Source organism: Martelella sp. FOR1707 (assembly GCF_053484265.1).
In genome coordinates, this window is the sequence record NZ_JBAKFP010000001.1 from 100,711 (window position 1) to 121,544 (window position 20,834).

The 20,834-nt window shown below is 61.0% G+C and carries 16 protein-coding genes; 5 read left to right on the forward strand and 11 right to left on the reverse strand.

Annotated features, from left to right (window positions below; translation table 11 throughout):
* Window positions 1-119: 119 nt before the first annotated feature.
* Window positions 120-1,376 carry an ABC transporter substrate-binding protein gene (locus V6765_RS00480; RefSeq protein WP_448425543.1) on the reverse strand — a complete coding sequence of 419 codons (1,257 nt, stop codon included), beginning with the start codon at window positions 1,374-1,376 and terminating at the stop codon, window positions 120-122.
* Between the two features lie 51 nt (window positions 1,377-1,427).
* On the reverse strand, window positions 1,428-2,858 hold the full coding sequence (locus tag V6765_RS00485) for a M24 family metallopeptidase (RefSeq protein WP_448425545.1): 1,431 nt from the start codon (window positions 2,856-2,858) through the stop codon (window positions 1,428-1,430).
* A 992-nt stretch (window positions 2,859-3,850) separates the two neighbouring features.
* On the opposite strand from V6765_RS00485, the gene V6765_RS00490 reads away from it, so the two are divergent.
* The 5 genes from V6765_RS00490 (at window position 3,851) to V6765_RS00510 (ending at window position 9,310) form a co-directional block, all read left to right on the forward strand.
* Entirely contained in the window at window positions 3,851-4,591 is a 741-nt protein-coding gene (locus V6765_RS00490; RefSeq protein ID WP_448425547.1) for a GntR family transcriptional regulator, read from the forward strand.
* Window positions 4,592-4,632: 41 nt separating this feature from the next.
* Window positions 4,633-6,252 (forward strand): arylsulfatase, encoded by a 1,620-nt coding sequence (locus V6765_RS00495; RefSeq protein ID WP_448425550.1) that lies wholly within the window; start codon window positions 4,633-4,635, stop codon window positions 6,250-6,252.
* A gap of 109 nt (window positions 6,253-6,361) precedes the next feature.
* Window positions 6,362-7,432: a TRAP transporter substrate-binding protein gene (locus V6765_RS00500; protein WP_448425552.1), complete on the forward strand. Its 1,071-nt coding sequence runs from the start codon at window positions 6,362-6,364 to the stop codon at window positions 7,430-7,432.
* A 67-nt stretch (window positions 7,433-7,499) separates the two neighbouring features.
* Window positions 7,500-8,027 (forward strand): TRAP transporter small permease, encoded by a 528-nt coding sequence (locus V6765_RS00505; protein ID WP_448425554.1) that lies wholly within the window; start codon window positions 7,500-7,502, stop codon window positions 8,025-8,027.
* Complete coding sequence (locus V6765_RS00510; RefSeq protein ID WP_448425556.1) at window positions 8,024-9,310, forward strand: TRAP transporter large permease; 1,287 nt, start codon at window positions 8,024-8,026, stop codon at window positions 9,308-9,310. The genes V6765_RS00505 and V6765_RS00510 overlap by 4 nt, the downstream gene beginning before the upstream one ends.
* Window positions 9,311-9,745: 435 nt before the next feature.
* Here the strand turns inward: V6765_RS00510 and V6765_RS00515 are convergent, their stop codons facing one another.
* The 9 genes from V6765_RS00515 to V6765_RS00555 all read right to left on the reverse strand — a co-directional run bounded on the left by V6765_RS00515 (window position 9,746) and on the right by V6765_RS00555 (window position 20,824).
* Window positions 9,746-12,586 carry an NHLP bacteriocin export ABC transporter permease/ATPase subunit gene (locus V6765_RS00515; protein WP_448425558.1) on the reverse strand — a complete coding sequence of 947 codons (2,841 nt, stop codon included), beginning with the start codon at window positions 12,584-12,586 and terminating at the stop codon, window positions 9,746-9,748.
* A gap of 12 nt (window positions 12,587-12,598) precedes the next feature.
* Window positions 12,599-14,746: an NHLP family bacteriocin export ABC transporter peptidase/permease/ATPase subunit gene (locus V6765_RS00520; RefSeq protein ID WP_448425560.1), complete on the reverse strand. Its 2,148-nt coding sequence runs from the start codon at window positions 14,744-14,746 to the stop codon at window positions 12,599-12,601.
* A gap of 55 nt (window positions 14,747-14,801) precedes the next feature.
* Entirely contained in the window at window positions 14,802-16,079 is a 1,278-nt protein-coding gene (locus tag V6765_RS00525; RefSeq protein WP_448425562.1) for an NHLP bacteriocin system secretion protein, read from the reverse strand.
* A 147-nt stretch (window positions 16,080-16,226) separates the two neighbouring features.
* A complete protein-coding gene (locus V6765_RS00530; RefSeq protein ID WP_448425564.1) occupies window positions 16,227-16,613 on the reverse strand; it encodes a hypothetical protein in 387 nt (128 codons plus the stop codon).
* Between the two features lie 122 nt (window positions 16,614-16,735).
* A complete protein-coding gene (locus V6765_RS00535; RefSeq protein ID WP_448425566.1) occupies window positions 16,736-17,077 on the reverse strand; it encodes a hypothetical protein in 342 nt (113 codons plus the stop codon).
* Between the two features lie 120 nt (window positions 17,078-17,197).
* The gene (locus V6765_RS00540; protein ID WP_448425568.1) at window positions 17,198-17,590 is read right to left on the reverse strand and encodes a hypothetical protein; all 393 of its coding nucleotides are present in this window, start codon (window positions 17,588-17,590) and stop codon (window positions 17,198-17,200) included.
* Between the two features lie 61 nt (window positions 17,591-17,651).
* A complete protein-coding gene (locus tag V6765_RS00545) occupies window positions 17,652-17,909 on the reverse strand; it encodes a hypothetical protein (RefSeq protein WP_448425570.1) in 258 nt (85 codons plus the stop codon).
* Window positions 17,910-17,956: 47 nt separating this feature from the next.
* Window positions 17,957-18,349, reverse strand: coding sequence for a hypothetical protein (locus V6765_RS00550; RefSeq protein ID WP_448425572.1), 393 nt, complete (start codon window positions 18,347-18,349; stop codon window positions 17,957-17,959).
* A 405-nt stretch (window positions 18,350-18,754) separates the two neighbouring features.
* On the reverse strand, window positions 18,755-20,824 hold the full coding sequence (locus V6765_RS00555; RefSeq protein WP_448425574.1) for a sensor histidine kinase: 2,070 nt from the start codon (window positions 20,822-20,824) through the stop codon (window positions 18,755-18,757).
* Window positions 20,825-20,834 lie beyond the last annotated feature (10 nt).

Consider the following 20,834-nt stretch of genomic DNA (forward strand, 5'->3'; position numbering starts at 1 on the left):
CTCTTCCGCCCTTTCGCTCAGAGCAATTCCGCGTTTCACGGAAACGCGAAAAGGCTCTATCTCTTTGTTTTAACGCAATTCCGGACGGTGAACCGGTGTCCACTTCACCTGGAATTGCTCTAGAACTGCCGGTCGACCTGCGTCTGGGCCTCGGCCAGCGCGTCTTCTGCGGAGGTATCCGTCAGAATGGCCTTTTCCACGGCCTGCATGACGAAGCGCATGATCTGCGGCGTTTCGACCTCATAACCTGGGATCAGCGTGCTGCGCGAGGTTTCGGCGAGCTTGGCGAAGGTCGGCGCCCAAGGGTTGGCGGCAGCAAATTCTTCCGTCACCGGCACATCGGTCGCCAGCGTATCGGGGCCGGAGGCACCGCGCAGCGACTGCTGACCCTCGGGGCTGACGAGCCATGTCAGGAAGGCGATGGCTTCGTCCTGATGATCGCTGTGCGAGCTCACGCCGAGGAAGATCTGCTGATGGGCGCCGGGATGGGCAAACGGCAAGGCGGCCGCGCCGATATCGGCGCTTGGCAGCGCGCCGCCCGAGGCAATGTTGAGCGTGCCGCCGGAATTGTCGATCGAGAAGGCGACCTGCTTTTCCTTGAAGCGGGTGCGCTGCGTGGGCATGCTGTCGCCGATCGGGATGATGCCCGAGTCATAGGTTTCCTTGAAGGCTTCGACCGCCGCCACCGCTTCCGGCGTGTTGATGGTGAGGTTACCGTCTCCGTCAACCCAGTTGACGCCGTAGCCATAGGCCCAATTCTGGAAATCCATGAACCAGCCGGTGAAATCGTTGATCTGGTGACGGGCGGTGAAGCCGATCACGCCCGGGTTCTTTTCCATAGATTGCTTGGCGGAGGCGATCAGTTCCTGCACGGTGGCCGGGATCGCGACGCCCTCCGCCTCGGTGACCTCCGTGTTGAAGATGAGGGCATAGACGGCGCGCTGCCAGGCGATGCCGTAGCGCACGTCATCAATCACGCCGTTTTCATTGGTGCTGTTGAGATCTACGCCTTCGACCGCACTGCCGACATCGACGAGAAAGCCTGCATCGGCCATGGTGTAGAACAGGCCTTCCTGCATGATCGCGATATCGGGGCCCTGGCCGGCGCCCATTTCGGTGGTCAGCTTGTCGGCGAATTCGGCCGAGGGGATGGCCTCCTGCTCCAGCGTCACATCCGGGTTGACCTCTTCGTATTTCTTGATTGCGGCCCAGAGATTCTGGCCGCGCAGCGCATCAAGCCACTGCGAATTGGCGATCACCACCGTGGTCTTGTCGCCCGATTGGGCCAGGCTCGTTGCGGGATTGCCGAGCGTGGCGGCAAGGCCGATGAAAAGGGCGGAGGCGAGCAGGCCTCGTCTGCGAATTCTGTCAATCATGTTTGTTCTCCTGCTGAAGTTTGCTTTTTGTTTTGGGTCTTGAGAAGGGGGTCAGTCCGCTTTCACGCGGTGGGGCGCAAGCGGTGTGTGGCAGCTGAGGTTCTCGGCCCCGTCCGCCGTCACAAGGTAGCAGTCGCCGACATTGCAGCCGGCGACTTCCGGCTCCAGCCACTGTGCATGGAGCACGAAGGTCATGCCTTCTTCCAGAAGGTCGTGATTGTTGGATTGGATGTTGTAGTTCTGGAATTTCTGCATCGAAACCGAATGGCCGACATTGGGATTGTGCGGCCCGAGCGTCGCCGGATAGACATGCATCAGTTTCCGGCCCTGACGCTCCCAGTCTTCGTCGGGCACGTGCTTGCGCGGCACCAGCCGCGGCTTGCCGTCGTCTTCGGAAACCCAGTTATAGGGCATGGTCCGGCTGTCGGCGGATGTGAGGTAGCCGCGTTCGATGTAGGGCTCGAAGGAGGCATTGGCGACGTCGGAGACAAGCGCGCCGGGCCGCACCAGCGCGGCGGCCTTCTCCACGCCCTCGACGCACATTTCGAGGACTTCCTCCTGCTTGTCGGTGATATCGCCGACGGCGATCATGCGGGCGATCTGGGCGGTGTAGCCCTGATAGATCACGGCCGAGATATAGAGGTTGATCAGGTCGCCGTTGCGCACGACATGGCCGTAGGGCTTGCCGCAATGGGTGCCGAAGCGATTGATGCCGATCTGGTAGCCGTCGCCGGTCTCACCGCCGCGCGCCATCTGGGCATAGGTGAAGGCGGCATAGATTTCATGATCGGTGACGCCGGGCCGGATCACGTGATAGGCGGCCTGGATGCCGATATCGGCGAGTTGGGCAGCGGCGCGCACCACGGCCTGCTCGCGCGGCGAGCGGATTTTCTGCATCCGGTCGATGATCGCGGAGCCGTCGGCAAAGGCGCTTTTGGGCAGATGTGCCTTCAGCCCGTCCCAGTAAGGCTTCGAGGTGGCGTCGCCGACGAGGCCGATCTGGGCAACGGAGAACCCCTCGCGTTGAAGGAAATCACCGACCGCCTGCACCACCTTGTCGACGGTTTTGCCGGGGCGGTTGTAAGTCTCGCGGCCCCAGGTGCCGACCTGCCAGATATCCTCGACCAGAACCGGCTCGCCCGCCGGCGGCAGCAGGACCGAGCTGCTGAAGATCGAAAACAGCGTCAGCGGCTTGTCATCATCCGTCGGAACCACCAGAACGCCCTCGCGCGCCCAGTCGCAGACATAGCGCAGATAGGAGTTCGACACCTTGTAGGAGCCAATCGAATCCGCATGGATGAGGATCACGTCATACCCGGCCACGGTCGCTTCCCGCCGGATGCGGCGCAGCCGGTCGACAAACTCGCTTTCCGGCAGCGGGCCGACCGGCTCGAACGCGAAGGACGGCTCGAAACCATCCAGAAGTCGCTCGAACCGAAGATCGGCGCGGAAGGCGGAAGGGGCGGGACTGAGGGCGGTCATGGTATGTCTCATCAATGCTTTGGATGAGAATAGAGTACAGGTGAAACTTTTTTTGCAAATAGCGCGACTGCATGAAGTTTCGGCATTGTGCGCACCGCGTGTGCAGAGTCGAATTTTTGCCGCGTTTTTGTTTCCAAGAGTTCCAAAACCGCAATTGATGCCTTCATTCAGGCTATTGGAAAAGAACGTTCTTTTCTCAATTCATCGTTCCAAATATTGAAAAAAATATTTCATTTAATTGCGAAAAGTCGTCATCTCTCCATTCGGCCCTGCCTGTTTCGCAGTCAGCGCTGAGGAAATAGGGAAGCAGGAATGAAAGGTTCGTCGTGAAGAAGTGTAGCCGCTCGCGGTGAAGGCTGGTCCGAGGTTGAAATAGTTCTCCAGGTCCTCGCCGCCGTTCAGGGCAAATAGGGTCGGCCCTGCCGAACAATCTGCCAAACTGGCCGCACCTTCTTGTTCAGTGCCTGGTTCGCTCTATTGGTCTGCTCCTGCGAGAGATGAATGCGGTGCCTCGACCGCTTGCGCGGCCTCGCCCGGTATGTGTCTGGCCCGTGAACCTGATCATCGCGCATGCCCGGTGGTGCGCACGTCCGCAGCTTTCACGCGCGATCGTCAAAGGTTACTCTTCAGTCATGAAGCAGCGTCAACGCTCTCGCGACAGTCCTGCGCGAACCTGGCCTCTTCGGACGGTGCCGCTCCGTGAGCCCGAGAAATGCTCTCGGCAAGATCAACCCCATTCATCAATTTGTTTGGCGCGTTCCAATCGTCCGCTCACCTGGCTGGAGCCGAACAGGGATGCAGCGGGTGGTTGGAACTGCAACCCCTTCATTCATTCGGTTCTGCCCTCTTTGAGAAAACGCCCGTGTTTCGGACGCATCAAGCCTGTCGGGAGGCATGGCTTTTGACGTACTTCAATTTCGTATAATACAAAATAGAATACAAATATTGACATTGGTCAAAATGTAGCTACAAATGGCCACGGAGGAGTTCACATGACCACGGTGCCGCAATTTTCGGATGATATGCCCCTGCACGTTCAGGTGCGCGAGTTGATCCGCCAGCAGGCGATCAGCGGCGAGATCGTTGATGAAAACGGGCGGTTGATGACGGAGGCGGCACTGGTCGAGCGGTTCGGCGTCAGCCGGGTCACGGTGCGCAACGCGCTTGCCCCGCTGGTCGAGGACGGCATGTTCGACCGCAGCCCCAAGCGCGGCACGTTTCTGCGGCCCAACTACGCCGAGCGATGGGTCGGTCGGCTGATGGGGTTCCAGGAGATCATGGCGGAGGCCGGCTATCGCCCCGGCGCCGCGATCCTGCAGAACGGCATGACCCATCAGCATGATGATGAAGTGCGCGAGCTGCTGCAGGAGCGAGCAGTCTACGAACTGAAGCGCATCCGCTACGCCGACGATACGCCGATTGCGATCGAGCACGCCTTCTATCCGCCGGATATCGGCATCGAGCTCAGCAAGCGCGAGCTGATTACCATCAAGATGTATCAGGTGTTTGAGGAAGAGCTCGGTCTCGAGATCAAGGACGCCGTCCAGACCATCAGCGCCCGTATATCCTCGCCCGAGGACGAGGCGGCGCTGGAGCTCGAACAGGCGTCCGCCCTGATCGAAATGCAGCGGACCACCTATGGCCCCGAAGGTCGGGTGCTCGAGCTGCTGAGGGCCGTCTACCGCCCGGATTTCTTCCAGTTGACCATCAATTTGAGCCGGAGAGGCTTCTGAGCCGTCCGGGTCAGTTTCAACAGCACAGGTAATGTCACGCGATGAGCAAGCCGAACGTCATCATCATTCTCAACGACGATATGGGGTACTCCGATATCGGCTGCTATGGCGGCGAGGTCGAGACTCCCAACCTTGACCGGCTCGCGCAGAACGGCCTGCGCTATTCCCAGTTTTACAACACCGCCCGCTGCAGCCCGTCGCGCGCCTCGCTGATGACCGGCCTGCATCCGCACCAGACCGGGATTGGCGTCCTGACCTATGACATGGGTCCGGAAGGCTATGCCGGCAATCTGAGCGAGGATTGCGTCACCATTCCGGAAGCGCTGAAGGGCAGCAATTATCGCTCCTACATGAGCGGAAAGTGGCACATCGCCTCGGATCTGAAGAAGCCCAACGGCGCCTGGCCGATTGAGCGCGGCTTCGACAAGTTCTACGGCACGATCATCGGGGCAGGCAGCTTCTATCATCCCAACACGCTGACGCGCGGCAACGAGAATATCGAGCACGAGGCGGTGGAAGATCCCGAATTCTTCTACACCGATGCGATCAGCGATCAGGCCGCGCGCTATGTCCATGAGCATCAGGACGAGCATTCCGACCAGCCGTTCTTCATGTATGTCGCCTACACCGCGCCGCACTGGCCGCTGCACGCGCATCCGGAGGATATCGCCAAATACAAGGGTCGTTTCGATGCCGGCTGGGACACGTTGCGAAAGCAGCGGCTCGACCGTCTCGTCAAGGCCGGCATCCTTGATGCCTCATGGAAGCTGAGCCCGCGCGACGAGACCCAGCCGCCCTTTGAGGAAGCGGAAGACCGCGAATGGCTGATCCGCTGCATGGAGGTCTACGCCGCCCAGATCGACAGGATGGACCAGGGCATCGGGCGGTTGCTGAAGGCGCTGGAAGAAACCGGCCAGGCCGACAACACGGTCGTGATCTTCCTGTCCGACAATGGCGGCTGCGCCGAGGATATTCCCGAGAACGTCGATCCGAAGCAGCTCGTCGAGCAGTTGATGATCGCCCAGTACAAGACCCGCGACGGCCGCGATGTGCGGATCGGCAACGACACCTCGATCATGCCCGGCCCGGAGGATACCTATCAGAGTTACGGCACGGCCTGGGCCAATCTCTCCAACGCGCCGTTCCGCTACTACAAGCACTGGACCCATGAAGGCGGGATCGCGACCCCGCTGATCGTTCACTGGCCGGAAGGCATCGCCGACAAGGGCGGCATCCGCCACACGCCCGGCCAGCTTCCGGACCTGATGGCGACGATCATGGAAATCACCGGCGCGACTTATCCCGAGACGCGCAACGGCACGGCGGTTCCACCCTGCGAGGGGGCGAGCCTCGTTCCTTCGTTCACCGATCCGACGGCCACCCGCAAGCCGCTGTTCTTCGAGCATGAAGGCAATGCGGCAGTGCGCGACGGCAAATGGAAGCTGGTGCGCAACTACCCGGCGGAGTGGGAGCTCTACGACATGGACGCAGACCGCACCGAGCTCAATGATCTCGCCGACCAGCACCCCGATCGGGTGCGCGACATGGCTGCCATGTATGACGAATGGGCCGCGCGTTGCGGGGTTATTCCGCGCGAGAAGGTGCTGGAAATCATGAAGAATGCCGGCGAACCGGCGTTCTGGGAAGACGAAGACGCCTGACGCGGCGGGCAAGAACCCGACGCAATCTGAAACCGCGACGGGACCCGGAGGAAGGGCCCGACGCACCGACAGACTTGTTGACATAGACGTTCCAACCTGGGAGGAAATCATGAGGAACATAACAAAGAAAATCGCGCATCCGTCCGGCCTTCTGGCCTTGTCGGCCCTGCTGATGGCCGGCATTGCGCCAGCCCATGCGGAGATCACGGAAGACTATACGTTCCGCCTTGCCAATGTGCTGTCGCCGAGTGATGTCACGGCCTTCGGCATCGACAAGTTCGCCGAACTCGCGAACGAGAAATCGGACGGCAAGATCACCATCGAAGTGTTCCATGGCGGCCAGCTTGGCTCGGGCGTCGAGACGTTCGAGGCGGTGAAGAACGGCCATATCGACTTTGCCGCGGATTCCTTCGCCAATCTGGCATCGATCACCCCGGCATTCGAGGTCTTCCATTTCCCGTTCCTGTTCGAATCGCGCGACCAGCTTCTCAACGCCATGGGGAGCGACGCCGTTCAGGAAGAGGTCAACGCGGAACTCGAACCGGTCAATCTGGAATGGTTTGCGACCTTTGAAATCGGCGGCCCCCGCGAGGTCGGCACGTCGAAGACGAAAATCGAGACCGCCGATGATCTCGCCGGCATGAAATTCCGCGCCTCGCGCTCGCCGCTGGAGATCGCCTCGCATGAATCCTGGGGCGCTGCCGGCGTCACGGTCGACTGGCCGGAAACGCCGGAGGCCGTCCGTCTCGGCATGGTCGATGGCCTCACCGTGCCCTATGCGAGCTTCTATTCCGCCAAGTTCCACGAGGGCAATCTGATCAACTACATTCTGGACCTCAACTTCCAGAACTATGCCTCGGTGCTGGTGGTCAACCGGGACAAGTATGAAGCCCTGCCGGATGAGGTGCGCGACGTTCTCGAAGATGCCGCCGCCGAGGCTCAGGCGTGGCATGTCGATTTCGTTTCCGATTACATCACCAAGAACATCGAGGAAATGAAGGCCGAGGGCGTCGAAATCTACGCCCTGCCGGATGCCGAATATGCCAAGGTTCGCGACATGACCATCGAGAAGGTCTGGCCGCAATTTGTCGGCAAGGAGGGCATGTCGCAGGAAAAGATCGACCTCATCAAGCAGGAGGCCGGCCCTGTCGGCGACGGCGGCTGGGGCTACACCCGCTGATCTTCGCATCAATCCACATGACGTCCGGGCCGCGCTGGCGGCCCGGATCATCAACAGGGGCCTGATCATGTCTCAATCCCGCTTCTCCAACGCGGTCCGTCTGGTCGACAAGTGGCTTGCGGGTATCGTGAGCGGACTTTGCGTCGCCCTGCTCGGCGCGATCGTCGTGACCATCAGCGCTTCGGTATTCTCGCGCTTCGTCGTGTTTCATCCGCTGAATTTCGCCGATGCGCTCGCCAAGTACTTCCTGCAATGGATGGCATTTCTCGGCGTTGGCCTTGCTCTCCGCAGCGGGGAGCATGTTCTTGTCGACATGCTGGTCATCAAATTCTCGCAGCGCAGCGCCAGGGCGCTGCTTGTCGGGATCAATGTTCTGGTCTCGGTGCTGTTTGCCACAGTCGCCTATTACGGGACGCTCAATGCGCTGAGCGGGCTCAATTCCCACGATCCCTTCGTCTTCGGCATCTCGATGGCGATCCCCTACTACTCGGTCGCCGCCGGCGCGCTTTACGCGCTGATCCAGACCAACCTCACCACCTGGATCAGACTTCAGGATTCCGAAATCCGGTTTCAGCCGAACGAGGTGACGACATGAGCGCGCTTGCCCTATATTTTATCGCTTTTATCGCTCTGATCGCCGCAGCGGTTCCGATCGCCTTCGCGCTTGGCCTGTCGACCCTTTTCGTGTTCGTGCTCACGGATCAGCCGGTGCAACTGTTCACCCAGCGGCTGTGGACCGGTCTCGACAAGTTCACCCTGGTTGCCATTCCGCTGTTCATTCTGGCCGGCGAACTGATGGGCGGTTCCGGAATTTTGAGCAGGCTTCTCGATTTCTCCCGCCTTCTGGTGGGCCGCTTCAAGGGCAGCCTGCTGCAGATCAATGTTCTGGTCAGCATGTTCTTCGGCGGCATCAATGGCTCGGCGATTGCCGATACCAGCGCTGTCGGCGCGATGATGATCAAAGCCACCAAGGACGAATATGGCGAGGCCGACCTTGCCGCTTCCGTGACCGCGGTCAGTTCCGTGGTTGGACCCGTCATTCCGCCGAGCCTGCCGATGCTGATCTACGCCTTTGCCGCGGGCAATGTCTCGATTGCGGCGCTCTTTCTCGCCGGCGTCGTGCCGGGCGTCCTGCTCGGGCTCTCGATGATGGTCGTGACGGCGTTTCTGGTTCGTAAGAAGAACTATCCGGTCTCCCGCCAGCGCTACAGCTTCGGTGATGTTCTCAGGATCACGGGCCGCTTCATGATCGCGGCGATCCTGCCGCTGATCATGGTCGGCGGCGTTGTCGGCGGCATCGCGACGCCGACCGAGGCCGGCTGCATCGCGATCGTCTATGCGCTGGCGGTTGGCTTCTTCGTGACCCGTGAGCTGAGCTGGACGCTGGTTCACCGCGCGATGATGCGGACCATCATTGTCACGGCGGTGGTCATGATCATCATCGCCTTCGGGAATGTCTCGACATGGTGGCTGACGATCGAGGGCGTGCCGCGCGGCATCAGCAACTTCTTGTCGGATTTCACAAGCAGTCCGGTGGTGTTCATGGCCCTGATGTTGGTGATCTACCTCGTCATCGGCCTGTTCATCGAGCAGGCGGCGGCCATGGTCATGCTTGTCCCGATCTTCGCCCCGCTCGCCGCAAGCTACGGCATTGACCCCGTCCATTTCGGCCTCGTCACATGTCTGGCGCTCGCGCTCGGACTGGTAACCCCGCCAGTAGGCCTCTGCCTCTATATCGCAGGCGGCATCGCCAATGTTCCGATCCACAGGGTCTTTGCCACGGCGATGCCCTATCTGGTCGCGATGGCAATGATCCTGCTGCTCGTCACATTCGTGCCCCAGATCTATCTCTGGCTGCCGAGGATGATGGGATTCTAGATGCAATCGAAAAAGGCGGATGCCATGGAACCCGGCCGGTGAATAGCCGAGCGCGCCCGTCAGCTGTACCGGGCGGTCGGTGAGTGCCTCCACCTTTTCTGTCACCCTGCGAAGGCCAAGTTCATGTAGGGGCAGTTTGAATTCTAAGCAGAAAGTTGCCGTGACGACGGGATCGCAGGTTCAAATCCCTTCAAGACCGCACATTCTTTCCAGTTAATATACGCCGCCTGAGTGATCTCCAACCCTGCAGCAGATCTCGGCCACGGCACGCCGTGATCGCCCTGCTTCAGAATAAACGCTTTATGGTCGTCCAAGCATCTTCGTTGTCTTAACCTCTTCCTCTCCTGCTTCCAGCCGGGAAATCACAGCGGAAAAGACCAACACCAAACGATCCAGTGTTCAGGCTCACAACAAAAGAAATCCACTTGGCGCTAGTCAAACCAGTTGACGATTTGCCAGCGCGGTGAAAGCGCCATCCTGCGCGAGCAGTTCGTCATAGCTCCCGCTCTCGACGATCCGGCCGTTTTCAAGAACATAAATGCGGTCGGCATGGCGGATTGTTGAAAGCCGGTGCGCTATGATGATGCGCGTCGCCTTCATGCGTTCAAGCGCGGCGCTGACCTCGGCCTGGGTGACGTTGTCGAGCGCGCTGGTCGCCTCGTCGAACAGAACGATGCGCGGCTTGCGCACCAAGGCGCGCGCGATCAGCAGCCGTTGCTTCTGCCCGCCCGAAAAGGTTGCCGCGCCTTCGCCGACCGGCGTCTGCAGGCCCATCGGCATCGCCCTGATATCCCGCTCGAGACCGGCACCCCTGACGGCCTGCACGATATCGGCCTCGGTGTAGATCCCGTTGGCCGTGATGTTGTCGCGAATGCTGCCGGTCAGGAGCTTGCCATCCTGAAGAACCACGCCGATCTGTCGGCGCAGCGCGGCGGGATCGAGCTTTTCAAGGTCATGGCCGTCATAGGCAACGCCGCCCTTCTGGGGCGTCGCGAAGCCCAGCAGCAAACGCAGCAGCGTCGACTTGCCGCTGCCCGACGGGCCAACGATTGCCACGAACTCGCCGGGACGGATATCCATGCTCACGTCGTCGAGGATCGGCCGGCCGGCCACCTCATAGGCGAAGCTGGCATGGGCGACGACGATCCGGCCGCTCAACTCGCCGGGGTCGATCTTAGCGCCGGAAACCTCCGGCGCGCCCGCCAGAATGGGCTCGGTGCGTTCATAGAGCGGCTTCAGCGACATGAGCGTGACGAACGCGCCGGCAAAGCCGGAGAGCCCGCCGTAAAACTGCCCGAAGGCCGTGTTGAAGGCGATGAAGGTACCGGTCGAGACGTCCTCGACATAAAAGGCGAACACCGCCAGCGCGACGATATGGAAGACGATGAGCACCCCGCTCGTCAGCAGCCCCTCGCTGTAGGAAAGCACGTTGGAGCGCAGCCGGAAATGCATGTCGCGGGCAAAGCGCTCGGTCCAGTCGGCGAATGCCAGCCTTTCCGCTCCGTTGACCTTCAGCGTGGCAATGCCGGACACGAACTGGAAGGTTCGGGCGGACAGTTTTCCGCGCAGTTCGTACTGTTCGCGCTGGTATAGCAGTTGCAGATAGGCGAAAGCCGCACTGATCAGAATGACGAATACCACGAAGCCCACGGCGATGCCGGCGAGCATGGGCTGATAATAGAGCATCATCGCCAGGCTGACGGTGGAGAACAATCCGCTGAACAGGACAGAAAGGGTCGAGCCGCTGAGCGCCCGGCTGAGGGCGTTGATCCCGGATGCGCGGTTCGCGAGATCGCCGACCTCGTATTGTTGGAAGAAGGAGGCCGGCAGGCGCAGCAGCCGGTCCCAGACCGCGCTCTGCACCACCGCGTCGATCCGGCCGCGCATGCGCAGTTGCGTCAGCGCCCGCGCCGTGCCGAAGCCGAGCGTGGCGAACGCCGCCGCCACCAGAACAATGGTGACCTGGCGCAACTGGTCGTATTCGGCTTTCGGAATGATCGTATCGAAGATATGGCCGGACACCAGCGGCGTGAGCAGCGCCAGCAGCGCCGCGCAGGCCGACGCGATCAGGATGGTGGCGAAGGCCCGGACATTGTTGCGGAACACGAAGCCGAGCAGCATACGCGACGTTACATTGCCGTCCGGCAGCGGGCGATAGAAGACATAGGCTTCCGGCGCGAGCGTTTCGGCAAACTGCCTGCCGACCTTGCGCTCGCGGCCCTCGGAATCGATATGGCGATAACCGAAGCGGCCGGGGATGAGGCAGGCGGGTTCGCCGCTTTCGGTAAAGGCCAGGAACGCGCCGTGATCGCCGCGCCACCATTCCTCCGGCAGCCGCGCGCGCCTGGAGCGCACATGGTTGGCCCGGGCGATCGCGGCGATCGCCTCGCCGCGATCGCCTTGCACAAGAGACCGTTGGGCTTTCAGCCGGATACCATCCGCCGCCGCCACGCGCGCCGCACAGCGCGCCAGCGCATCGGGCGCGAGCGTGCCCGCGGGCTGTTTTGCCCTGCGATTAAGAAGCGCCGCCACCTCGCCGGAGGCGGCCTTCAGGCGAAGCTCCGCCGCCTGGTCGCGGCGCGAGACATTGTCGCCGCCATCAAGGCGAGTTGTGGCCAGCGTCGTCGCGATGCCTGAAAGTGCGACGTGCAATGCCTCCGCACGCCCGCGTTGCAGCCATCCCGCCTCGGCAAGTGCCGCGCTATCATGGACCCGCGCCGTGACCGGGGCCTGCGCCTGGACCCAGAAATCCGCGGTCAGCGGCGCCAGACCCGGCCCGAGCTTGCGCCCGTCGCCAGACTTGAGCACACCATCCGCCTCGAGCCAGAGCAACGCGCCGGCGGCGCAGACCGCGGCTCCTGCCGGTATCGAGACATGCTGCCCGGCGCGCAACGGCGCGATGCCGCGCGGCGGCAGGGCGGATGGGCAAGCTGCCAGCAGGCGGCCGATCCACGCGTCGATGCCCGCGCCGGACGACCCCTCTTCGGTTGCGGCGAGGCGGCAGCCGGGCGCGGGGACAACGATGATATCGGGTGCGCCGCCCTCCCAGACGACATCGGCCAGCCCGGTGAATGCGTCGCCGCCGGCAAGGCGCATGAGATGATGCAGCGGCCCGTAGATTTGCGTATCGGGGTCGACCGCGAACACATCGGCAGCGCCCTCTTCGACAACGAAGATGCCCTCAACCGTGTTGAGCGGGATCGCACGCGGCATCCGGGCGGCCGCACGGGCCTTGCGAAGTGCCGGTGGCAGGTCTGTTTGCGGGCTGTCGGTCATCCGGTCTGCTTCTCAGTGGGCGGCCACAAGGCGGGCATAGTGCCCGTCCGGGTCAGCTATCAATCTATCGTGCGTGCCGCGCTGGACGATACGGCCCTGATCGAGAACGATGATCTCGTCGCTGTCGCGAATGGTCGAGAGCCGCTGGGCGACGATCAGGCAGGCACAGCCGCGCCGTCTCAGGTTCATGTCGACGGTTTGCTCGGTGACTGGGTCGAGCGCCGAGGTCGCCTCGTCCATGATCAGCACCGACGGATCGCGCGCCAGGGCGCGGGCGATTTCGAGCCGTTGGCGTTCGCCGCCGCTGAGATTGCGTCCTGCTTCCGACAGGGCGGCATCGATCCCCTGTTCGCGCACCAGCGGCAACTGGTCGAGGCAGGCATCGGCGACCGCGTGGCTGATCGCGGGTTCGGGGATCGATGTATCCCAGAGCGTGATATTGTCCCGCAATGTCCCGCTGAAGACATTGATATCCTGGCTGACCACACCGAGCGACGAGGTCAGCGTCAGACGGTCGATCTGCTTCAGGGGGATGTCATCGAAGAAAATCTCGCCTTGCCATGGCCGGTAGAGCCCGGCAACCAGCTTGCCGACGGTCGATTTCCCCGAGCCGCTGGCGCCGACGAGCGCGATTCGCATGCCCGGCTGCAAAAGCAGCGAGAAATCATCGAGCAGCGGCTTTTCAAGCCGGCTGTATCCGAAGGTGACATTGCGAAGCTCGACCTTGCCGACAAGCCTGGCCGCGGCGGTGGCGGCTTGCGGCCGCGGCACCGCTTCCGGCTCGGCGGCACCGTAATTGATGACATCGTCGAGACGGTTGAGATCGACCTGCGTCGTCTGCAATGACGAACCCAGTCCCACGAGTCCCGAAATCGGCCCGTTGAAACTGCCGACCAGAACCTGAAACGCGACGAGGTCACCCACGGTCAGCCGGCCGTCCAGAACGAACAGCGCGCCGAGGCTGAGAATCGCGATATGCCCAAGCGCTGAGAGGGTTCCCGGCAGCAGGCCGAGCAGGTTGTTCTGCCGCCCGACGGTCTGCGACAGCGAGACGAGCTGGGCCTGAAAGCCGCCCCAGCGGGAAAACAGATCATCCTCGAGCCCGGCGGCCTTGACCGTCTCGATCGCCGACAGGCCGCTCATGATCGCCGAGGTCTGCTCCGCTCCGTTCTTGGCCAGAAGATGGCGCGCGTTTTCCAGCCGCAGCCAGACGACCCGCGCCATGATCAGGTTGATGACGGCCATGGCGACGACAAGCGAGGCCAGCGGCACGCTGTAGGAAAACATCAGAGCGCCATAGACGACGATCGAGATCATGCCGACGATGCTGAACGCCAGCGGACCGGAGATCATCGACGCGACCCGGCTGGCGGATCCGAGCCGGCTCGAAATATCTCCGGCAAAACGCTGGCTGAAAAAGTCCATCGGCAGGTGCAGCAAGCGCCACAGCACCTTGCGCGTCATGTCGATGCTGACCCTGGCGGAAAACCGCATCAGGTAGTGCTTCTGCAGCCAACTCAGAAGCAGGCTCAACCCGCCGGCCACGACATAGGCCGCAAGCAGCGGTCTGACCCAGTCCTCCTGTCCGCCCACAAGGAAGCCGTCGACATAGATCTTGCTGAGCGCCGGTATCACGATGCCGGGAATGACCATCAGGAGCGTCACCAGCAATATGAAGGCGAACGGTCCTGCCGTCCCGCGCGAGAGCTGCCTCAGTTCGCGCAGCACCGATGGTTTCTCGCCGCCGGTTTCGAATTCTGGCCCGGGCTTGACGGTCACCACGATGCCCGTGAAATCCCGATCCATTTCCGACCAGGCGACGCGCCTGCGCCCTTGCGCCGGGTCATTGATCTGGGCGCCTTTGCGGTCGATCTTTTCCAGCACGACGAAGTGATTGAAACGCCAGAAGATGATGGCCGGCAGCGTCACCTCGCGCAGTCGCTCCAGTCCGACCTTGAACCCCTTGGCCTCACAGCCGAAGCGCCTGGCGGCCTCGATGAGGCTCCAGGCGTTCGAGCCATTTCGCGACACGCCGCATTCGAGCCTCAACCTTTCAAGGGGGACCCATCGGCCGTGATGGGCCAGCACCATCGCGAGACAGGCAGCGCCGCATTCGACCGCCTCCATCTGCAGGATGGTCGGCGTCTTTGCACTGCGCAAGATACTTCCCGGTCTCAGCGCCGAAAACAGTTTCGTCATGCCCGCGCTCCGCCGATCATTGATCGAGACCGAGCACGCGGCGGATCGCCGGGATCACCAGAACGATCGGCGGAACCTGCTCCACGGCGACATCGGCATCGGCCAGAGTGCCGGTCCGGACCTCCATATTCGGTCCGTGCCCCGAGGTCCATTTCAAGCCAGAGGGCGAGGCCGCGTCCTTTTCCAGTTGCACGCCGAAGGCGATCGGGGGTTCACTGCCGGCAAGTGCCTTCGCCAGCGTTTCGTTGCCAAGCTGACGCGCGACGGCGGTGTCGCTCTGCGGATCTTCGCTGACCCAGACGACTTTTCCGCGGATGGTGCCGAAACGGGACGCCTCGACGGTCGAGGGCGAAACATTGACCTCCATGCCCGCCAGAACTTTCTTGCCGTGCAGGGGATTGGCGAAAAACACCCCTTCGATATCGGTGTTGACGGGCTGGACCGTCACGATGGGCGATCCCGGCTGGACAAAGGAGCCGATGCTGGCGTCGACCGCAATGACCTGTCCGGCCATGTCCGAGAGCACCTTTCCGCCGCTGTCGAGCGTGTCTTCGAGGTCGGCCAGGTTTTCCTGGGCCTTCAGCAACCGGTCGCTCATCGCCTGAAACGCCGTGGTCTTCTGGTTTTCAAGCTCAAGCCGCTTGGCCGCAAGCTGCTCCTTGTCGAATTTGTTCCCATCCAGATTTGCGGATGCCTGAATGAAGGAGTCCCGCGCCTGTTCGAGCCTCAGCGGCGTGATCGCGCCATCGCTGCTGGCTTGCTCGAAGCCCTCCAGGATCTTCTTCCGGCTCTCGAGCTGCTGTTCGTCCCACGCGATCTGGCGGTCCAGATCCTGTTCCTTCTGCTTGAGGTCTGCCAGCTGTTGCGGCAGCAGATTGTTCCAGTAGGTTTCCAGAAGATCCTGCTCGGTCTTCAGCGAGCGCAGCGTGCGCTCCGCCTCGCGTTTGTCTTCGGCCACCGAGACGATCTCGATGGCCGCCAGAAGCTCGCCTTTTTCGATCGTATCGCCGAGTTGGACCGGCAGTGAGCGCAATATGCCGGAATGGGTCGCAACGAAGTCGCGGGTTTCGCCATAGGCCGGGCCGAGAATGCCCTTGCCTTGCACAAAGGTCGTCACCGTTCCGAAAATGCTCCAGTAGATCGCGCCGCAGAAGACGAGCGCGATCGCGATCGCCACGACCCAACCGCTCGGGCCGACGACACGCATCAGACTGTCGGTGCTTTCAGGGGTCTGGAAATGTTTGAGAGCGGATTCGCGATAGACCTGCTTGCGGGGCTCATCGGATGTAGACATGATTTCGCGACGATCTTACTTGGGCGGCGCAAATCTCACTCACCATCCGCGCCCAGACGATAAGGAGTGAGAAGTCCGCCATCAGAACACGAGGAAAACTGTCTCCCGCAGCCGCAAGAGACAGTTTTGAATATCCCGCCCTAAATTTCAGGCGTCATCGATCACTTTCTTGAACATATCGGCGATACCGCCGACAGCACCGCCGGAAAAGACTCCAGCCGCCGTCTTCGCAGCCGCTCCGACCGCAAGATCGCCGCCTGATACACCCGCGATCGCGGCGGCATCGCTGCCTGCAACGGCAACGGCCCCGGCAACCGCGTCAACACCTGTGACAGCACCGACGGCGAGGGCCACGGCCGCAACCGGATGGTTCTCCACTTCGTTCCCAACCCAGTCTCCCGCGCTCTTGACGTCGTCCCAGGCATCGCCGAAGAAATTGCCGCCAGCGACTGGCTGAAGTTCCTCTTGACCGAGTGCTTCGAGATTCAGTTCGTCTTGGCCGATCGGCTCAGCCGACTTGGTTTCATTTTTCATGATAAACGATCTCCGCTAGAAATTTGCCCATTGAAACGTTGTGATCCCCCGCAGTGTCTCTTCGGCGGTCCCGCTCTGCCGGGGATTTTCGCGTCGCTATAACCGCGCCATCAAATCAAGCGTCAGAACAGATTTTCGATGTCGTCAGCGACGTCTTTAACGCCATGCACAGCAAGCCCTGCCGCAGATTCAACGCCATGCATAACAGGCTCTGCCACAACGTCCACGGCAGCTATCCCGACTGTCTCTACGCCACCACCCAAGATGCCGACGGCGACGGCGGCGGCCTCGACCGGGTGCGCTTCGGCAGCTTTTCCAATCAACTCGGCTCTATCCTTGATACCGTCCCAAGTATTGCCGAGGATAGTTCCGCCTGCGATTCTCTGCAAATCCTCCTCGCCAAGTTCCGAGAGGTTCAAATCGTCGCGGCTTGTCGTATCAATCGTCTTGGTTCCATTCTTCATGATGAAACAATCTCCAAACTAATCGCACTCGTTCAGATGCTCTGACCTTCTGCAGCGCCGTCTTCATGCCCGGCTCTTCGGAAACCTAGTGTCGGCACGACCACCCCGTTGAACCAAGCGTCAGAACAGATTTTCTATGTCGTCAGCGACGTCTTTAACGCCATGCGCTACACCTTCTGCCGCACCGGCCACGGCTCCGCCAGCCACTGTGGCGACACCAGCAGCGGCCGCCACAAAGCCGGCGGTCCCTTGTCCCAGCGCCACTGCCGAGTAGATGCCATAGCCGGCCGTTCCGACACCAGAGGCTACGGCGGCGCCGGCAATAACTTCACCCGGATGGTTAAAGGTCCATTCGGCCGCGTCCTTAACCCCGTCGATAGCATCCCCTGCGGCACTTCCTAGATCGCCGAGCACACTACCGCCGGCAGCGTTCTGCAGCTGATCCGACGCGAGCTCTTCCATGTGAGTTTCATCGATCCTGGCCGGATCGGTCTTGTTGCTCTCGTTTGTCATAGCCATTCCTTTTATCGGTTGGAATTTACAACCAGACGGACCTATCCCCGTCACCGCGCTCTCATTTCCCGATTTCCGGCCCTGGACCTTCATTGGGAAGAAAAGGGACGCTTGCCGCATCGGTCTGCTTTAAGGTTCCGGCAGCAGGCTCCTCACCACTTACAACATCGCTCACGAGATCGCCGATATCGTGCCCCAACGAATCCGCCATGCCCGCGATATCGCCGAGGATGCTGCCGCCGGATACGTTCTGCAGTTCTTCCGGACCAAGCTCCTGCATCTTGGCTTCGCCGGTGATCTTGTTTTCATTGGCAGCCATAATCCAAATCCTTCCATCGGTTTTTACCTCGGAGGCGCTGAACTCTTTCAGCACCAGTCGGCAGAGGCGTCCCAGATGCCCTTGGCGACATCCTCGACGCCGGTCTCAACCGCCGATCCAGCCGTCGACGCCGCATTGCCAACCCATTCCGCTCCTTTAGCGACATCCGAGGCGCCGGCTTCGACAACATTCTTGACGGCCGATCCAACATCTTCGACGCCATTTGCCACAGCGTTCGCCACACCATCGGGCAGGATAAAACCGGGCGGCATTAATCCGCCGGCAGCGCCTTGCAGTTCCTCGGCGCCCAGCTCCGTGATTTCGGTATCGTCGGCCTCGATTGGAGATTTCATGTTCTCGTTTGGCATTTCATTCTCCTTCAGCTTGCTCTGATCCAAATCGCTTTGACGGCATTTTCGAAGATCGCTCTGGGCGGTCATCGCGGCTTTCTTCGCCATCCTGTTATACAAAGGTAAAGCAGCATCCGCGCCTCTGTGCGATCAAGAGCGCAGCGCTTCTCAGGCAGCATCTTTAACTCCTACGGCGGCGTTCTTTGCGTTATGCAATTCTTTCGCTTGCCACGCTTTGTCGCCAGTCAGCAGAAAAGTCCGTTATCGACATCCAACGCGTTGAATGTAATATAAATCAGAGGAATTATCAAATAAGAAATGAATCATGAAGTAGATTTAATGAGTTACATTCTGTTTCAAAGTAACATTATGTAACAATTCGGATATGATCGCTGCCGTTTTCGCGGGGACATGACTGACGGTCGATGTCGGGAAGATCATTCCGCGCTTATCCACATGCAGCGGGCGACGTCTCCCCGAGCAGGGACAAGCCGGCTATACGGACCCGGGTTGCGTGCGCGGGAGCAAGACCGTAACGCTCGTGCCAACGCCCTCGACGCTTTCGATCTCGAGCCTCCCGCCATGGGCGGCGGCAATGCGCGTCACGAGCGACAGACCAAGACCCGTGCCTTCGATCTTGGCCGTGTTGGAGCCGCGAATCCTGTCTTTGGAGACGGACTCGATTTCATGTGCCGGAATTCCGATTCCTTCGTCCTTTACAGAAAAGGCCACGAGCGCGCCGTCAACTGCGACCGAGAGCGTCACCGGCTTTTCTCCAGTCGGCGCCGAGTATTTCACGGCGTTTTCCAGGAGATTTATCAATGCCAGACTGAGCATGTGGCTATCCACATCGATCTCCACGTCCTGCTCTTCCGGCGGCATGTCAATCTGGAAGGCCGCGCCCGGCATCAATTCTCTTGCGCGGCGGCCGATATCGGAGATCATCGGGCCAATGCGGATTGCGCAAAACTGCGGCTCAAGCGCGGAGCCCTGAATGCGGCTTCGGCCGAGATTGATCTCCAGCACTTCAACGAGGCGGGCAATTCCGCGACGGATCCGCTTTATTCTTTGGCGATTGGGTTCGTCGTCCGCGGTCAGGCTGAGCTCGATCGTATCGACGCTTGAACGGATAGAAGCGAGTGGCGTGCGATACTGGTGAGAAATCACCTCCATGAAGCGCACCTGGTTCTTCTTCTGCTCCATCTCGGCCGCGAGCGCGGCCTCGGCGGTCTGCTTGGCCTCCGCCAGTTCTCTGGTGCGCTCGCGCGCGATTTCGACCGCGCGTTGTTCAGCGTTCCGGGCAGATAGGAGCGCCTCTTCCTGCAGCGCCGCATTGAGCCGATTGGCCATTCGTAGACGCCAACTGAGCATCAGGGTCAGCAGCATCGCCTCCAGCAGACAAGCGATGGCATAGCCCTTCGATGCCCATTCTGGCAGGCCGGGCACATTGGAATAGTAAAGGAGCATGAGCGTCAGCCCCATCCACAGCGATACGAAAGCGGCGGCGCGCAGATAGGAGGCCCAGTCGCCGCGCCGGATCGTCCAGAGACTATAGCCGGCTGTGATCGTCACGAAGATCTGGATCAGAAGGTTTCGCAGCGGCGCGAAATGAAGATTGAGCCCAAAGAAAATGGCAATCGTGCAAACAAGGCCGGCCACGGCAACGAAGGCGCATGTCCAGAGCATCCAGCTTCTCCGGCCACGCAGGTCGAAAACACGCCAGGTTGTCAGCGCTCCCGCCGTCAGCCCGAAGGAAGAGAAGAATGCCAGGAAAATGTCGTTGCCGGTTCCGCCGGCGGGAAACAGAAGCAGCCGCGAATATCCCAGACTGCCTATGTGATAGGCGGCTGCGCTCAGCGTACTGAGGGCGAGCAAGGGATAAATAGGATCCCGATCGAACTGGAACAGGATCAACTGGGTGATCAGCAGAAGACACATGCTGCCCAGCACGATGCCGCCCACAATACTCACGAAGGCGTCCTCCACCACATAGGCTTCAGGGCGGTACAGTCTGACATTGAGAAGCAAAGTGACGTTCGGCGACGCTACTCGGATATAGGCCACTTTCGTACGGCCTGCGATGAACGACAGCGGAACCACTTCGTCCAGCCCGGAATATCCGCTGGTCGAGAGCGGCCGATGCGCGCCGAGCGCGATATGGGTGAAGTCGTTCACGCCAAGGTCCGGTGCCATGTCGGCAAGATAAACATCAATCATATCGACGAAGTTTGGCGACAGCGCCATCAATGCGGGCATCGTCTGCTCGGGCGTCATCAGGACTTTCAGCCAGACGGCGTCGCGGCTGTAACGCGCACCTATCCCGTCATGGGCAGACGGCGTGAAGCGGATGGCTTCGCCGTCGGCCAGAATGTCCGCAAGAGTAAGCTCGGCAGTTTCGTCGACGAAGATCGAAAAGTGCAGATCGGGCACGTCACCGGAACCGGCGACCTTTGCCCAGGACAATCCGCCGGCTGCAAGAAAGAGCGCCATCGCCAGTATTGGAACGGTGCTCAACCACTCCAGGCACGGAAAGTGCATCCAGAAACGGCGGAGGCGTCTGGACATCGCGAATGCT

Excerpts from the sequence above, each read along its gene's own strand:
- V6765_RS00480 (WP_448425543.1), bottom strand. The coding sequence starts at position 1,376 with ATGATTGACAGAATTCGCAGACGAGGCCTGCTCGCCTCCGCCCTTTTC.
- V6765_RS00485 (WP_448425545.1), bottom strand. The coding sequence starts at position 2,858 with ATGACCGCCCTCAGTCCCGCCCCTTCCGCCTTCCGCGCCGATCTTCGG.
- V6765_RS00490 (WP_448425547.1), top strand. The coding sequence starts at position 3,851 with ATGACCACGGTGCCGCAATTTTCGGATGATATGCCCCTGCACGTTCAG.
- V6765_RS00495 (WP_448425550.1), top strand. The coding sequence starts at position 4,633 with ATGAGCAAGCCGAACGTCATCATCATTCTCAACGACGATATGGGGTAC.
- V6765_RS00500 (WP_448425552.1), top strand. The coding sequence starts at position 6,362 with ATGAGGAACATAACAAAGAAAATCGCGCATCCGTCCGGCCTTCTGGCC.
- V6765_RS00505 (WP_448425554.1), top strand. The coding sequence starts at position 7,500 with ATGTCTCAATCCCGCTTCTCCAACGCGGTCCGTCTGGTCGACAAGTGG.
- V6765_RS00510 (WP_448425556.1), top strand. The coding sequence starts at position 8,024 with ATGAGCGCGCTTGCCCTATATTTTATCGCTTTTATCGCTCTGATCGCC.
- V6765_RS00515 (WP_448425558.1), bottom strand. The coding sequence starts at position 12,586 with ATGACCGACAGCCCGCAAACAGACCTGCCACCGGCACTTCGCAAGGCC.
- V6765_RS00525 (WP_448425562.1), bottom strand. The coding sequence starts at position 16,079 with ATGTCTACATCCGATGAGCCCCGCAAGCAGGTCTATCGCGAATCCGCT.
- V6765_RS00530 (WP_448425564.1), bottom strand. The coding sequence starts at position 16,613 with ATGAAAAATGAAACCAAGTCGGCTGAGCCGATCGGCCAAGACGAACTG.
- V6765_RS00535 (WP_448425566.1), bottom strand. The coding sequence starts at position 17,077 with ATGAAGAATGGAACCAAGACGATTGATACGACAAGCCGCGACGATTTG.
- V6765_RS00540 (WP_448425568.1), bottom strand. The coding sequence starts at position 17,590 with ATGACAAACGAGAGCAACAAGACCGATCCGGCCAGGATCGATGAAACT.
- V6765_RS00545 (WP_448425570.1), bottom strand. The coding sequence starts at position 17,909 with ATGGCTGCCAATGAAAACAAGATCACCGGCGAAGCCAAGATGCAGGAG.
- V6765_RS00550 (WP_448425572.1), bottom strand. The coding sequence starts at position 18,349 with ATGACCGCCCAGAGCGATCTTCGAAAATGCCGTCAAAGCGATTTGGAT.
- V6765_RS00555 (WP_448425574.1), bottom strand. The coding sequence starts at position 20,824 with ATGTCCAGACGCCTCCGCCGTTTCTGGATGCACTTTCCGTGCCTGGAG.